At 74.6% G+C, this 14,641-nt stretch carries 10 protein-coding genes; 7 read left to right on the forward strand and 3 right to left on the reverse strand.

Annotated elements, in window-relative coordinates; translation table 11 throughout:
* The first annotated feature begins 21 nt into the window (after window positions 1-21).
* Genes ABZ865_RS05890 through fxsT form a run of 4 tightly spaced genes read left to right on the forward strand, consistent with a single transcriptional unit; the run spans window position 22 to window position 8,016 of the window.
* Complete coding sequence (locus tag ABZ865_RS05890; protein WP_361224534.1) at window positions 22-978, forward strand: trypsin-like peptidase domain-containing protein; 957 nt, start codon at window positions 22-24, stop codon at window positions 976-978.
* A complete protein-coding gene (locus ABZ865_RS05895; protein WP_361224537.1) occupies window positions 975-2,480 on the forward strand; it encodes a hypothetical protein in 1,506 nt (501 codons plus the stop codon). The genes ABZ865_RS05890 and ABZ865_RS05895 overlap by 4 nt, the downstream gene beginning before the upstream one ends.
* Entirely contained in the window at window positions 2,477-3,553 is a 1,077-nt protein-coding gene (locus ABZ865_RS05900; protein WP_361224540.1) for an AAA family ATPase, read from the forward strand. The genes ABZ865_RS05895 and ABZ865_RS05900 overlap by 4 nt, the downstream gene beginning before the upstream one ends.
* A complete protein-coding gene (gene fxsT, locus ABZ865_RS05905; protein ID WP_361224543.1) occupies window positions 3,550-8,016 on the forward strand; it encodes an FxSxx-COOH system tetratricopeptide repeat protein in 4,467 nt (1,488 codons plus the stop codon). The genes ABZ865_RS05900 and fxsT overlap by 4 nt, the downstream gene beginning before the upstream one ends.
* Before the next feature lie 47 nt (window positions 8,017-8,063).
* On the opposite strand, the gene ABZ865_RS05910 is transcribed toward fxsT, so the two are convergent.
* From ABZ865_RS05910 to fxsA, 3 genes are read right to left on the reverse strand one after another with little or no spacing between them, the layout of a single operon-like run.
* Window positions 8,064-9,314 carry an HEXXH motif-containing putative peptide modification protein gene (locus ABZ865_RS05910; RefSeq protein ID WP_361224546.1) on the reverse strand — a complete coding sequence of 417 codons (1,251 nt, stop codon included), beginning with the start codon at window positions 9,312-9,314 and terminating at the stop codon, window positions 8,064-8,066.
* The gene (locus tag ABZ865_RS05915) at window positions 9,311-10,564 is read right to left on the reverse strand and encodes an FxsB family cyclophane-forming radical SAM/SPASM peptide maturase (protein ID WP_361224549.1); all 1,254 of its coding nucleotides are present in this window, start codon (window positions 10,562-10,564) and stop codon (window positions 9,311-9,313) included. The genes ABZ865_RS05910 and ABZ865_RS05915 overlap by 4 nt, the downstream gene beginning before the upstream one ends.
* Window positions 10,561-10,740 (reverse strand): FxSxx-COOH cyclophane-containing RiPP peptide, encoded by a 180-nt coding sequence (fxsA, locus tag ABZ865_RS05920; RefSeq protein WP_361224552.1) that lies wholly within the window; start codon window positions 10,738-10,740, stop codon window positions 10,561-10,563. The genes ABZ865_RS05915 and fxsA overlap by 4 nt, the downstream gene beginning before the upstream one ends.
* Before the next feature lie 318 nt (window positions 10,741-11,058).
* Between fxsA and ABZ865_RS05925 the strand changes: the two genes are divergently transcribed.
* The 3 genes from ABZ865_RS05925 to ABZ865_RS05935 all read left to right on the forward strand — a co-directional run bounded on the left by ABZ865_RS05925 (window position 11,059) and on the right by ABZ865_RS05935 (window position 14,597).
* The gene (locus tag ABZ865_RS05925) at window positions 11,059-12,672 is read left to right on the forward strand and encodes a chloride channel protein (protein WP_361224555.1); all 1,614 of its coding nucleotides are present in this window, start codon (window positions 11,059-11,061) and stop codon (window positions 12,670-12,672) included.
* Between the two features lie 82 nt (window positions 12,673-12,754).
* A complete protein-coding gene (locus tag ABZ865_RS05930) occupies window positions 12,755-12,973 on the forward strand; it encodes a hypothetical protein (RefSeq protein ID WP_361224558.1) in 219 nt (72 codons plus the stop codon).
* A 133-nt stretch (window positions 12,974-13,106) separates the two neighbouring features.
* Window positions 13,107-14,597 (forward strand): SPFH domain-containing protein, encoded by a 1,491-nt coding sequence (locus ABZ865_RS05935; RefSeq protein WP_361224561.1) that lies wholly within the window; start codon window positions 13,107-13,109, stop codon window positions 14,595-14,597.
* The last annotated feature ends 44 nt before the right edge of the window (window positions 14,598-14,641 follow it).

Below are 14,641 nucleotides of genomic sequence, written 5' to 3' on the forward strand. Positions count from 1 at the left end.
ACGGAGCGAACGGGGCGCGGGGTGTCGCAGTCGATCGAGGACTCTTGGCGGGTACGGATTCTCGGCACGGACAACACGCCGGTGGGATCGGGTGTTCTGGTCGGCGGGGAACGGGTGGTGACGTGTGCTCATGTCGTGCAGAAGGCACTGGGGCTGACTGACGGGAGCGGTCCCGAGGGGGCGCGGATCGCCCTGGACCACCCCGGCTCACTGAGCCGCGGCGTGTCGTACGCCTCGGTGCTGCCCCAGGGCTGGGCCCCGCCCGACGAGGAGCGCGCGGACGTCGCGGTGCTCCGGCTGGAGGCGCCCGCGCCCCGGGACTGCTCGCCCGCGCGGCTGCGCCCGTGCCGCGCGGCCGCCGGACGCGCCGTGCGGGTCTTCGGCCAGGGCACGCCCGAGCCGCCGGGCCTGTGGGTCACCGCCCGGCTGGTCGGGGCGGGCGGGCTGAGCGCGGACTGGATCCAGCTGGACGGCACCGGGCTGGCCGGCGCCCGGGTGCGGGGCGGATACAGCGGAGCGGGCGTGGTGGACGAGCGCGGGGACGTGATCGGCGTCGTCGTCGCCGCGCTGCGCGACGAGGCGGCCCGCACGGCGTGGATGATCCCGGTCGAGGCCCTCGTACAGTACTGCCCGCTCCTGGCCGACGCCGTCGCCGCTGAGCTGCCGCCGGCGCCGGAGTGGCCGCCCGGGGCCTCCCGGGAACTCACCATGGCTCTCGTGCGTGTCGCCGGCATGCGGGACGCGCAACGCCGGGACCGGGTGCTGCGCGACACCGGCGAGGACGTCTTCGACCTCGCCGAACGGTCGTCGGTGCTGGTCGAGGACGTGCGCGGGATCGTGGAGGTGTGTCTCCAGTACGCGGACGGCATCGACCGGCTGGCCGCCGCACTGCGCTGGTACGAACGGGGGTCGCTGCCGATGCGGGAGTTCGAGCGGGTGCTGCGCCGGCTGCGCGGGGCGCCGGAGCCGGCGTCATGACGGACGCCGGTACGCCCCGCACGAGTCTGTTCTGGGAGCTGGCGGGCCTGATCGTGCGCGTGCCGGGGCTGGCCCACCCGGTCACCCTGCGGCGCGCCCACGACACCTTCACCGAGCGGTTCGGGCAGCTCGACGTCGCGCCGTCGGGGATGATCAGGGAGGACGTCCTCCAGACGCTGCGCGCGTGCGACGCCTATCCGGACGGCCTGCGGTTCTACCTCGACACGCTGGGCAGCGGCCGTACCGGGATGCGGGCCTGGACGGACGTAGAGCAGATGTACCGGCGCCTGTACCCCGAGCGGCTGCTCGCCTCCTCCGAGTACGACGAGTTGTGCGCCCTGCTCGAGACCCGCGCCCCCGGCACGCCGATCGAGCGGATCGCGCTGCGGTTCCTGCCGGCCCTGCCGGAGCGCGCCGGGGGCGCGACGGGCCCGTACCCGGTGGCGGAACTGCTCGACGCGTTCGAGGACGCCCTCCTCATGCCGGACGAGGCCCATCCGCTGATCTCCTTCGTGGAGGCCGTCGCGGTCCGTCAGCCGGCCGCTCTGGAGAAGCGGCTGCGGCTCTGGAACGAGCGGGTGGCGCCCCGGCTCGCGTGTCCGCCGAGCCTGCTGCACCAGGTGCGCAACCGCGAGGCGTTCCGTGCCGGGCGCCCCGTCGAACCGGCCCGGATCCTGGTCGACATCACCGCGCATCCCGCGGTCCCCGAGGACTACTGGGTGCGGGCGTGGCTGCTGTGCCCCGGCGACGGGCCGCGCTCCCTGCTCGCCGACCGCCGGGCGACGTCACGGCGCGAGCTGGAACACACCGTGGCCGCACTGCACCAGGACGTGGGGAACGTGCTCGGCGAGTTGAGCGGGGAGCTGACCGTGGAGTTCATGCTGCCCCGCGCCCTGCTGTGGCTGGACGTCGACCAGTTCATGATCAGCCCGAACGGGTCGGTGCCCCGGCCCATAGGCGCCGACCACACCGTGCTGGTCCGCAGCCGCGACCGGTTCCGCATCCGCAGCTGGTGGCCCGCGCTGTACCGCCGGCTGGACTGGCTGGAGCTGAACCCCGACGAGGTCTTCGACGCGCCCGCCGTACGGTACGTCGCACCCGGCGCCGCACCGGCCCCGGCGGAGCTGCTGCGTCAACTCCGGGGCGGGACCAGTCCGTTCTGTTTCGTGCTGTTCGATCCCCCGGACTACGACGGCGACCTGACAGCGGATCCGGTCTATGTACTGCTGGAAGTGGGCATTCCGGCGATCGTGGCACTGCGTCAGAACGGCCATCACGCCGATGCGCGGCCGCAGTTGTGGAATCACCTGGCGGGCAGGTTGGACCAGCTGCCCGACCGGGTACGCCTTCTGAGGGGAGGCGTGTATCCGGACGTCACCGGTCCGTCACCGGTGACGCTGGACCTGCATCGTCACGTCACCCTAGTGTGGGACAGCCAAGACGGACTGGAGGGGGCGGAGGCCACGCTGGGGCATCCGCGGACCGGGGGTGGCCATCCATGAGCGGGGAACCGACCGACCTGCACGGGGCGCCCCTCCCCCCTCCGCCCGCCTGGTGGGTCTTCCGGGACGACGGCGCGCGCCACTCGCCCGCCGACCCGCTGCCCCCGCTGCCGCCCGCCCCGCCGTGGCGGCGCTTCCGCCAGACCACCGACAGCCCGCCGCGCGACATCCCGGTACCCGCCGACTCCCTGGACGTGGAGCGCAAGCTGGGCGCGTGCGTGCCCGGCACGCTCGACCGCACGGTCGTCGACCTGATCAACGCCGCCATCCAGCTGCGCCGCCCGCTGCTGGTCACCGGGCAGCCCGGCACCGGGAAGTCCAGCCTCGCCCACCAGATCGCCGCCGAGCTGGGACTGGGCAAGGTGCTGTGGTGGCCGGTCGTCAGCCGCACCACCCTGCGGGACGGTCTGTACGACTACGACGCCATCGGCCGGGTGCAGGACGCCCCCGCCGGACCGGGTTCCGGCGGTTCGCGGGGCCCGCTGCCCGACATCGGCCGCTACCTCACGCTGGGACCGCTGGGCACGGCGCTGCTGCCGTGGAAGCGGCCCCGGGTGCTGCTGATCGACGAGCTGGACAAGAGCGACGTCGACCTGCCGAACGATCTGCTGCACATCTTCGAGGAGGGCGAGTTCCGGATCCGGGAGCTGGAGCGGCTCGGGCAGTCGCGGCGCGAGGCGAGCGTCGGCACGGCCGACCACGGGGCCCCGGTCGTGGTGCGGGACGGCCGGGTGCGGTGCGCCGAGTTCCCGGTGGTCGTGATCACCAGCAACGGGGAGCGCGCGTTCTCGCCCGCCTTCCGCAGAAGGTGCCTGGAGGTCGAGCTGGCCCCGCCGGACGAGCACCGGCTCGCCGCGATGATCGAGTCGCACTTCGGCCCGGAACTCGACCCGGACACACGGGACCTGGTCCGTTCCTTCCTGGAGCAGCGGGGTGACGGGGCGGTCGCGGCCGACCAGCTCCTGAACACCGTCCACCTGGTCACGAACCGCGCCGCCCACGCGGACGAGGCGTCGTGGGCGCAGTTGCGGGCCGCGCTGTGGCGCAGTCTGGCGACGGATTCCGCGCCATGACCGGCCGCAGGGCGGCCGCGCCGCCCACCGCGCGCGAATGGGCCGAGGCGCTCTGGCTCGCGGAGCGCATCGGGGCGGACGGCGGCGCGTTACCCGACCGCGACCCGACGACGCGCCGGGCGGACGACGCGCCCCCGGGCCCCTACGGTCTGCGGGCCGGGGGCGACGGTGACGGCAGGGACGGTGCGGGCAGGGACGCCGGGGGCGGCACGAGCGCCCGGGACGGCGCGAACGGCGGACCCACCGCGGACCGCCCGCCGACCGACGCCGACCCGCCCGCGCCCCCGGGCCAGGACCGGCCCGGCACGACGGCACCGCACGCCCCCGAGCCGACGCCCGCCCCGCCCGCCTCCGCGCCCGCCCACGGCGTTCCCCCGCTGTACGACGTGCCCGCCCCGCCGGGCTCGAACGCGCCCACCCCGGCGCTCTCCACCCCCCTCTTCGACACGGACACCCGTCCCGGCATCCTCCGCGACCCGCTCCGCTTCGCCCGTACGCTGCGCCCCTTCAACCGCCGTGTCCGCTCCCGTCACCGGTACACCCTGGACGAGGAGGCCACGGCCGTCCGGTCCGCGGAGCTGGGCCGGTGGAGCCCCGTCGAAGTCGACGTGCCGGACCGGTGGTTCGAGGTGGCACTCGTCGTCGAGCACAGCGTGTCGCTGGCGGTGTGGCAGGGCGTCGCCGCCCGGCTCGCCGAACTCCTGCGCAGGCAGGGCGCGTTCGCGGACGTACGGATGTGGCGGCTGGACACCCACGACGGCAAGGCGGCGGCCCTGCGCCCCGAGCGGGGAGGTCCGCCGCGCGCGCCGAGCGAGCTGTTCCATCCGCAGGGGCGGCGGCTGATCCTGGTGCTGAGCGACTGCGTCGGCGACGCCTGGGCGTCCGGCAACGTGCCCCGGATGCTGTACCGGTGGGCGCGCCGGGCCCCCGTCGCCGTACTCCAGCCGCTGCCCAGCCGGCTGTGGGACCTGTGCGAGGGGGTGCCCCGCGACGTGCGAGTGCGGGCGGCCGCGCCGGGCCTGCCGAACGCGCTGCTCCAGCAGCGCCGCAACCGCACATGGGCGCGCGGGGGACCGGTGCCCGTACCGGTACTCGAACTGGAGTCCTCCTGGTTCGCCGGCTGGGCACGTCTGGTGACCGGCGAGGCCGGGACCCGGCACGACATCGCGGCGCTCCTCGTGGACGAGCAGGGGCTCGCGCCGGAGTGCCTGCCGCCGCTCGCCCCGGACCGCCGGCCCGACCCGGTCTCCCCCGACCAGCGGGTGCGCCGCTTCCTGGAGCACGCCTCGCCGGGGGCCCGGCGGCTCGCGGCCAGGCTGGCCATGGTGCCGCTGCGGCCCGAGGTGGTGCGGGCGGTGCAGCGGCTGCTGGGGCGCGAGACGGAACCGCTGCCGTTCGCTGAGATCCTGCTCGGCGGCCTGCTGTCCGTACGCCCGGGCACGGACGGACCGCTGTACGAGTTCCTGGACGGGGTGCGGGACCGGCTGCTGCGCGGGCTCGGCCGCAAGGAGACCCTCCGCACGCTCCAGGAGGTGTCGGACGTCGCCGGAGCCGTGCTGGGCGCCCGCGCGGGGCTGCTCGGCACCCTCGTCGTCGCCCCCGCCGACCTCGACGGGAGCGCCCTGTCCGCCGCCGACCGGGAACTGCTCGCGGCCGCAGCGCCCGCGCTCGCCGCGCTCGGACCGGCCTACGGAAGTGCGCTGGCCCGCGCACGGGAGCGTACGTCTTTGGACGCGCCGCTCGCTGGAAAGGACAGCCAAGGTCGGACGGGCGCGCCCGCCGAGGACGCGGCGCCCACCCCTGCCCCCCGGCCCACCGACCCGGCTCGGCCAACGGAGGACGTCTCGATGGATCCCGCCTCTGCCCGTACGACGCCCCCGCCCGCCTCCGACCAGCCGCCCGCCTCCGGCCGGCCGGCCGCCCCGACCGGCCGCGCCACGAGCACCACGAGCGCCTCGCACGCCCTGCCTACGCGGCTGCCGCGCGCCATGCCGCTGCCCCAGGCCGGCCACTTCACCGGCCGGGAGACGGAACTCGGCGAGCTGCGCAGGCTCCTCGACGCCGGCGACCAGGTGGCCGTCCTGCCCTACGCCCTGTACGGCATGGGCGGGGTCGGCAAGACCCGGCTCGCCGTGGAGTACGTGCGCCGGCACCACACCGAGTACCAGCGGATCTGGTGGATCGACGCCGAGCAGCCCGCGGTGATCCGGCAGCAACTCGCCTCCCTCGCCCCGGACTTCGGCCCGGCCGCCGAGGGCCCCGGCGACCCGGTCGACCGGGTCCTCGCGGCGATGTCCACCGGGGACCCGTTCACCCGCTGGCTGCTGATCATGGACAACGCCGGGGCGCCCGAGGACGTCGTCCCGTACGTCCCCTCGCTGCTCGGCGTGCGGGACGGTGCGGGACATGTGCTGGTGACCTCGCGGCACTCCGGCTGGGCCGAACGCGTCCACGCGCTGCGGGTCGACGTGTTCAGCCGCGAGGAGAGCGTGGCCTTCCTGCGCCGGCGCACGCCCTGGGCCACCACGGAGGAGGCCCAGCGGCTCGCCGAGTCGCTCGGTGACCTGCCGCTCGCCCTGGAGCACTCGGCCGCGGCCCAGGCCCAGTCCGGCATCCGCACCGACGCTTACCTCGACCTGCTCGAACACCGTCGCCGGGAGGTGCTCGCGGAGCCCGCCCTCTCCGGTGCCCAGACGGTCGCGGCCACCTGGCGCACCTCGGTGGACCTGCTGCGCGCGCAGAACCCGCGCGCGCTGGAACTGCTGCGCCTGCTGGCCTCCTTCGGGCCCGAGCCGATCGCCCAGTCCTTCCTGCACGACGCGCGACTGCTTCCGCTGCCGGAGGCGCTCGCCTCCGTCGCCCGCGACGAGCTGGCCCGGGGGCGGGCGATCCGCGCCATCAACCAGTTCTCGCTGCTGACCGTGAACCCGGCGACCTCCACCCTCCAGGTGCACCGCCTGCTGAGCGGGGTGCTCCAGGACGAGATGTCCGAGGAGGAGCGCACCACGATGCGCCACCTCGTCCACCGGATCATCGCCGCGCACGACCCCGGCAACTCCCAACGGCCGGAGAACTGGGGCAACTACGCCGACATCCTCCCCCACCTGGAGCCCTCGGGCCTGCTGCACTGCGGCGACCAGGAGGCCCGCGCCACCGCCCTGAGCATCCTCGGCTACGTCATCGCCCGCGGTGACTTCCCGGGCGCCGTCCAACTGGCCGGGCACGTGGCCAAGGTGTGGTCGGACGAGCTGGGCCCCGACCATCTCCAGACCCTGTGGGCGCGGCGGCAACAGGCCAGTGCGCACTGGCAGTTGTCGCAGTTCGCCGAGTCCCGGCGGATCAACGAGGACGTGCTGGGCCGGCTGCGCTCCACCGTGGGCGACGACCACGAGTACACGCTGACCGTGGCCGGTGCCACCGCCGCGGACCTGCGCGCGGCCGGACGCTTCACCGAGGCGCTCGCCCTGGACCAGGACGCGTACGACCGCAGCGTGCGGCTGTACGGCGCGACGGACCCGTACGCGCTGACGGTCGCCCACAACTACGGCGTGAGCCTGCGCGTCAACGGCCTGTACGCCGAGGCGCTCGCGCGGGACGAGGAGTGCCACGAGGGCCGTCTGGCGGTCCTCGGCCCGACGGCCCGCTCGACCCTCTTCTCGATCAACAACGTGGCCCGCGACCTGCGCGAGTGCGGGCGCTACGCGGAGGCCCTCGCCCTGCAGACGAACACCCTGGCGCGCTACCGGGAGCAGTACGGCGACCAGCACCCGGCCACCCTGCGCGCCGTCAAGAACATGGCGGTGACGTGCCGCAAGGCCGGTGAGTTCGAGCAGGCCCTCACCCTGTCCCAGGAGTCCTTCGCACTGCACTGCACCCACTACGGCCCCGAACACATCGAGACGCTCGCCGCGACGACGAACCTGGCCAACGACCTGCGGATGACCGGGGACCCCCGGTCGGCGCGCGAGCACAGCGGCGACGCCCTGCACCGGTATCACGCGGTGCTCGGCGCGCAGCACCCGTTGTCGTGCGCCGCCGCCGTGAACCACGGGGCCGCCCTGCGCGCCTCGGGCCGGCACGCCGAGGCGCGGCGGGTCGACCAGCAGACGGTGACCGCGCTCACCGCCGCTCTGCCCGACGACCACCCCTGGCTGTTGCTCGCCCGGGTCAACCTCGCCACCGACCTCGCCCTGGCCGGGGAGGCGGAGGAAGCGCGGGCCCTGGGCGAGGAGTGCGCCCGCAAGCTGGAGGCCCGCTACGGCGACCGTCACCCCGCGACGCTGGCCGCCCTCACCAACCTGGCCCTGGACATGACCGCGACGGGCGACACCGAGGCCGGTGAAGAGCTGCTGGCCTCCGTACAGCGGCGCTATCTGGACACGCTCGGCCCGGACCATCCGGAGAGCCGGTGGGCGGCGGCCGGCATGCGGGCGGAGTGCGACATCGAGCCACCGCCCATCTGATCCCGCCGACCGGCCACCCTCTGTCAGGGCGCCTCCAGCGGCAGTTCTCATGGGGCTTCCCACTCGGCGAGCACGTCGCGCACGGCGTCCAGCAGGAGCCGACCGTGCGCGGTGAGCCAGCCGTCGCGGGCGAGTTCACCGGCAGCCGTGCGGGCGATGTGCCGCGTCCGCTCGTACGGGGCGTTCGCCGCGCGGTTGCCGAACGCGGCCTCGGTGCGCCAGAACCCGGCGGTGACGAGGAACGCGGACACGCCCTGGAGCAGCGCCGACGGCGGGCGGGGCCGGTCGCTCCAGGGCGCGCGGCCCCGAGCACCGGGCGGGGCGTCGAGGAGCGGGGTGAGGTCCTGCAGGGCGTACAGCAGGGAGTGCTGTGTCTCGTGGACGAGCGCCGCGGCCAGTTCGGCCGGGTCGTCCAGCGGGGCGAGGGCCACGAGTCCGAACGCGTCGCTGAAGGAGGCGCTCTGCCAGGGGCGGCGCGCGCCCGGGGCGTGCGCCGGCTCGGCCAGGGGTGCGACGGCGCGCACGGTCGCACCGACGACAGCGGCCCGCCCGGGATGCCGGGCGGCGAGCAACTCCCAGGCGGCGGCGAGCCGTTCGCGCCAGCGGTCCTCAGCCACGGGCCCACCCCGGTCCGCGCCGGCGTGCGGCAGCGCGTACGGGTCGAGGCGCACGGCGAACACAGCGCCACCTGACGAGAGTTGGAGCCGGGGCGCGGGTTCCCAGCCCGGCGCGGAGCGACCCGGCGGGTCGGGCACCTCGACGCGCAGTCCCGGCGCGACCACGGCCGTGCCGTACGCTCCCCGCTCCACCCGGACCGTGGCCGGACCCGCCCCGACCCGGGCCCGCCCGAGGCCCGGCAGGACGACGCCGTCGCCCTGTACGGGGACGTCCAGCCGGAACGGCAGGCCCGCCCGGTGGCCGGCGACGGCGGCCAGGGCGGGGACGGCACCGGGCAGGACGGTGCGTACGGCGTCGGCGAGGGCGGTTCCGGCGGCCGGATCCGCGATCTGCGTGCCGAACAGGGCGGGTGCGTGCCGCCGTACCTCGGCGAGCAGGGTGACGACGGGGCGCCAGCCCGGCTCGTCCCGCAGCTCAGCATGCAGGGCGCGCAGGAGCAGGAGGTTGCGTCCCGTGCGCGCGGTGCGCAGCAGGCCGACCGTGCCGGGGTCGGGGGTGCCGCGGGCGATCCGCTGCCACAGGTCCGGTGACAGCACGAGCGGCGGCGCGAACGGGGGCACGGGTGCGGGCGCAGGCAAGGGTGCGGACGCGGGTGGCACGGCCCGCAGGTCGCCCGTCATCGGTGCGCTCCGGGGTGTGGTCCGGGGTGCGCCCCGGCGGCCCGGTCGAGGTCGGCACGGAGCACCCCGGCCACATGCCGGATCAGCGCCATCAGGTCGGGACAGTAGACGGACGGGTTCAGGTAACCGCTGCCTGCGCGATAGCGGTGCGGGTAGTGACCGCCTCCGCACACCGCGCCCACGGGGCAGTCGCGGCACGGCGCGGCCAGCCCGGTCGCCGTGAGCTGGCGGGCCGCGACGCCGGGGTGGTCGAGCAGCGCGTCGAAGGAGTGCCGGTGCACGTCACAGCCACTGCGATCCGCCCCTTCGTACGCCGATTTCAGCTGGTCGGAGAGGGTGAGCGCACCGTCCGTGTCGACCACGGCGAGCTGTGAGGGGGCGCCGCCGATGGTCTCGGTGCGGGTGACGCCGCCGAGCAGCAGGTCCAGGATCGACTCGAAGAAGGCGATGCGCACCGGTGGGCCCGGAGCGTGGTACCAGCGGTCGAAGACGGCGGTGAGCCACTCGGCGTACGGGATGCGGGTGGGGTCGGCGGTGCGCTCGGGCGGCCGGTGGGTCCAGTTGCCGAGGGGCAACAGGAGGCGGATCGCGGGCGGGTCGTAGGACAGCAGGTGTTCGTAGACGGCGAGCGGGTCGGCGGTGACGTCGACGGTGCACAGCAGGCCGGCCCAGACGGGACGGTGCTCGGCGGAGGAGAGGCGGCGCAGCACGGCGGCGACCCGGGCGTGGCTGCCGCGGCCGGCGTGGTCCCGGCGGGCGCGGTCGTGGACCTCCCGGGGGCCGTCGAGGCTGACGGCGATCCGGATGTCCTCCTCGTGGCACAGGCGCAGGACGGTGTCGTCGACGAGGACGCCGTTGGTCTGGATGAGGATCTCCGCGGCGGTGGCGGCGGGGAGCAGGGCGCGCAGGGTGCGGGTGAAGGCGCGCAGGAAGTCCGGGCCGGCCAGCAGCGGTTCGCCGCCGTGCAGGATGACCCGTAACGAGGCCGTTCGGTGGGCCCTGGCGTGCTCGGCGACGCGGCGGCACACCGTCTCGGCGGTGTGCCGGGACATGGTGCGCGGCTGCTCGCGCCACAGCTGGTCGGCGCCTTCGTACACGTAGCAGTACGCGCAGGCCAGGTTGCAGCGGCTGTGCACCTTGACGACGAACTCCCGGAAGGGGAGCGGCCGGCTGCCGGCCGCGCGCAGCGCGGCGACGTCGAGGAGGTCGTCGGGCCAGAGCGCATGAGGGGCGGCGGACGGCCGGGTCATGGGGCGACGGCGGTGAACCGCCACGGACCGTCCTGCGCATCGCCCCCGGAGTCGTAGGCGGCGACCGGCGCCTCCTCCCCCGCCAGATGGGCGAGGACCCGGCGCAGCGCCTGGGAGAGCGCGTGGTCGCCGCTCTCCAGGATCTGTTCGAGGGGCAGTCCCGTGAGGTCCGGCATCTGAGCCGTGCACTCTCCGCCGCTGCTGGACACAGGCCTCAACCCCCCTGGTTCTGCTGCCCGCTGACACACTGTTGAATCATTTTTGAGGATAACCAGAGGAGCGGGCGCAGGTCAGTTCATGATTCGGGCGCGGCGGTACCGTTCCCGCCGGGACTGTTCCGGCCGGGGCGGATTCGCCTCCACGGGCGCCCGCGTGCTCCCGTTTCACCCACCTGGCGCACTGCAACACCCGTTTGGGGAGACGGAGTTGACCACGGGCCGGACCGGCGGCCACCCTTTCGGAGGGCATGTGCGTCGGGTGTCGGGAGCTTGTCGGTGAAAACGGGGTCACGGAAGTCACGGGCTGCCCGGGAGGGTACGACCCGCTCCTGGTCGCGTGCCCTCGCCGCGCGGGTGATGCCGCTGGACGGCACGGACGACTCCCTCGCGCGGTGGATCGTGCCGGCCGTGCTCATCGGTGTGGTGGCCGGGGCGGGTGCGGCGGCCCTGTTCGGTCTGCTGCATCTGTGCACCGGCTGGCTGTTGGAGTCGGTGGCCGGTTACTGGCCCTACCGGACGTCGGCGGACGGCGGATTCCGCACGATGGACGACTCGGTCCGGCCGTGGGCGGTCCCCCTGGTGGCCGCCGGCGGCGCCCTGGTCGCCACGGTGTTCGCCCTGTGGCTGGCACCGGAGGCCCGCGGGCACGGCACGGACGCCGCGATCGCCGCCGCCCACCACGATCCCACGGGCATGCGGGGCCGGGTGACGGTGGTGAAGCTGGTCGCGTCCGCGCTGACGATCGGCTCGGGCGGCTCCGGCGGCACGGAGGGGCCCGCCGCGCAGATCTCTGCGGCGTTCGGTTCGGTGATCGCCCGGCGTACGGGCATGTCCCGGCAGCAGGCCCGGACGGCTCTGGTGATCGGGCTCGCGGCGGGCGTCGGCGCGATCTTCGACGCGCCGTTCGGCGGGGCGCTGCTCGGGGCGGAGCTGTTGTACCGGCGGAGCATCGACGCCCGGGTGCTGCCCAAGGCGGTCATCGCCGCCGTCGCGGGCTGGCTGGTCTTCGGCGCGTGCTACGGCTTCGCCCCGGTGCTGGGCCGGCCCGAGGGCGGCGTCGGCGGTGCGGGCGGGCTCCTGCTGGTCGTCCTGGTGGGCTTCGCGGCGGGAGGCGCGGGGCGCCTGTACACGGCGTGCTTCTACCTCGTGCACACGAGGGTGGGTGAACGGGCCCGCCGGCTGTCCGCCCGGATCGCGGCGCCGACCCTCGCGGCGCTGCTGGTGGGCGGTCTGGGCCTCCTGGTTCCAGGTGTGCTCGGCACGGGCTACGGCGTGATGGAGGCGCTGACGTCGCGGGAGTTGCTGCTGGGCATGCCGCTCGCCGTGGTGCTGGCGCTGCCGGTGGCGAAGATCGCGGGCACGGCCCTGTCGGTCGGCTCGGGCGGCTCCGGCGGCATCTTCGGGCCGGGCATGGTGGTCGGCGCCGGTGTGGGTGCGGCCGTGTGGCGGCTGGCGGAGCCGCTCGGCATCGCCCCGCACAGCCCGCTGGTCCCGGTGGCGGTGGGCATGGCGGCCTGTCTGGGCCCGGTGGCCCACGCGCCGCTCGGTGTGACGGTCATGGTGGCCGAGATGCTGGGCGACGCCTCGCTGCTGGGCCCCGGCCTGCTCGCGGTGCTCGCCGCGAGCGCGGTGACCGGCGGGACGACGCTGTATCGCAGCCAGCTCGACCGCATGGAGAACGAGCCCGGCACCCCGCCCGCGCCGCCGCACCAGGCGGGCCCGGCGAGCCCGCCGACCGCCCCGCAGCGGCCTCCGCTGCTGCTGCCGCCGTTCCCCGAGCCCGGCTCCGCGCCGCCGAGGGACTCCGTGGCCGGACGGCCGCCGGACCCGCTCGCCGTCAAGCCGCCGGACCCGCTCACGGTCAAGTCGCCGGACGCACTGCGGGACTGAGCGGGACCACCGGCGTCGAGGGGCGCGCACGGTCACTGACGAGCACTGACTGCGGGCGGCCGGCAGGCCCTACCCTGTCGCCATGGACGATGCGTCGATGATCGGGCTCATGGGGCGGGTCACGGGGACGATCGGGCCGGGGCTGGTCGGCGAGGTGATCGTCCGGGTGCGCGGCGGCGCGGAGCACTTCCTCGCCTACGCGGCCGACGGCACCGCCCGGATCACGCCGGGCACGGTGGTGATGGTGGTCGAGTACCTGCCGCCGAGAACCGTCTACGTCACCGCCGCCTACGACAGTTGAGCAAGCTTCACCCCAGGTGAGAGCGGTTCGCGTCAAGATTGCAACAAGGATCCGTCAGCGTCTTCACGCCGACCCGGCGCAGGCGCACACTCCCTTCGTTCGGTGCCGAAAGGGCACCATGCAAAGGGGGCGTATGCCGATGGTTGTCGGCGTCGTTGCGGGGGCGGTCGTCGTTGCCGTCCTCATATTGATCGGTCTGTTCAAGATGATGTGGCGGGTCGCCGAACCCAACGAGGCGCTCATCATCTCCGGTTCGAAGCACCGGACCGAGGGACTCGAGGAGGGCATGGGATTCCGCATCGTCACCGGGCGCGGCACGCTGGTGCTGCCCGGTGTGCAGGCGGTGCGCAAGCTCTCCCTCGACCTGAACGAGACCGAGTTGCAGGTGGACTGCGTGACCCACCAGGGCATTCCGCTGAAGGTGCGGGGTGTGGTCATCTTCAAGGTGGGCGACGACTTCGTGTCGATCGCCAACGCGGCCCGCCGATTCCTGGACCAGCAGCGGCTGATGTCGGAGCGGGTGCACAACGTCTTCGCCGGTCATCTCCGTTCCATCGTGGGCGGGTTGACGGTCGAGGACATGATCCGCGACCGGGAGAAGCTGACCGGGCAGACCCGGGCTGCCTGCGGTACGGAGATGGAGAAGCTCGGCCTGATCGTCGACTCGCTGCAGATCCACGAGATCGAGGACCCGACCGGGTACATCCAGAACCTGGCGATGCCGCACGCGGCGGCCGTGCAGCGGGACGCGCGCATCGCGCAGGCGGAGGCGAACCGTCTCGCCACCGAGGCCGAGCAGCAGTCGTACGCCCGGATGGCGGAGGCCACCCGGGACAGCGAGATCCTGCAGGCCGGTTACCAGGCCGAGCGGGACAAGGCGGCCGCGGCGGCCCGGCAGGCCGGCCCGCTCGCCGACGCCGCCGCCCGGCAGGAGGTCGTGGTCCAGGAGACCCGGGTCGCCGAGCTGGAGGCGCACCGCAGGGAGCAGCAGCTCCAGGCGGACGTCCGCAAGCCGGCGGACGCCAAGGCCTATGAGAAGCGGACGCTGGCCGAGGCCGAGCGTGACGCGCGTATCTCGGGGGCCGAGGCGAAGGCGAAGGAGACGGAGCTGGCGGCCGCGGCCGAGGCCACCCGGGTCAAGACGGCCGCGGGTGCCGAGGCGGAGGCCACCAAGACCCGGGGTACGGCCACGGCCGCGGCGACCCGGGCCACCGGTGAGGCCGAGGCCGCCGCCGCGCAGGCCAAGGGTCTGGCGGAGGCCGAGGCGACCAGGGCCAAGGGGCTCGCCGAGGCGGAGGCCATCAAGGCCCGTGCCGCCGCGCTCGCCGAGAACCAGGAGGCGGTCGTCGCCCAGCAACTTGCCGAGAACTGGCCGGAGATCGTCCAGGCCGGCGCTTCGGCCTTCGGCAACGTGGACAACATGGTGCTGCTCAACGGTGCCGACGGTATGGCCGAGTTGTTCGCCAAGGCGCTCACGATGGGCGGTACGGGCCTCGGCCTGGCCCGCCAGTTGCTGTCGTCGATGAACCAGAACGGGCAGGCGACGAACGGCACTTCACCGTCCCTGAACGGGACGGTGGCGCCTCCGCCGGCGCAGAAGGTGCCCGTGGAGCAGGAAGGCTAGGAGGTCCGGCAGGCGGGCCGGCGGGTCCGGTCCGGTCGTGACGG

The sequence above is a fragment of the Streptomyces sp. NPDC047085 genome, assembly GCF_040643735.1.
Lineage (GTDB): Bacteria > Actinomycetota > Actinomycetes > Streptomycetales > Streptomycetaceae > Streptomyces.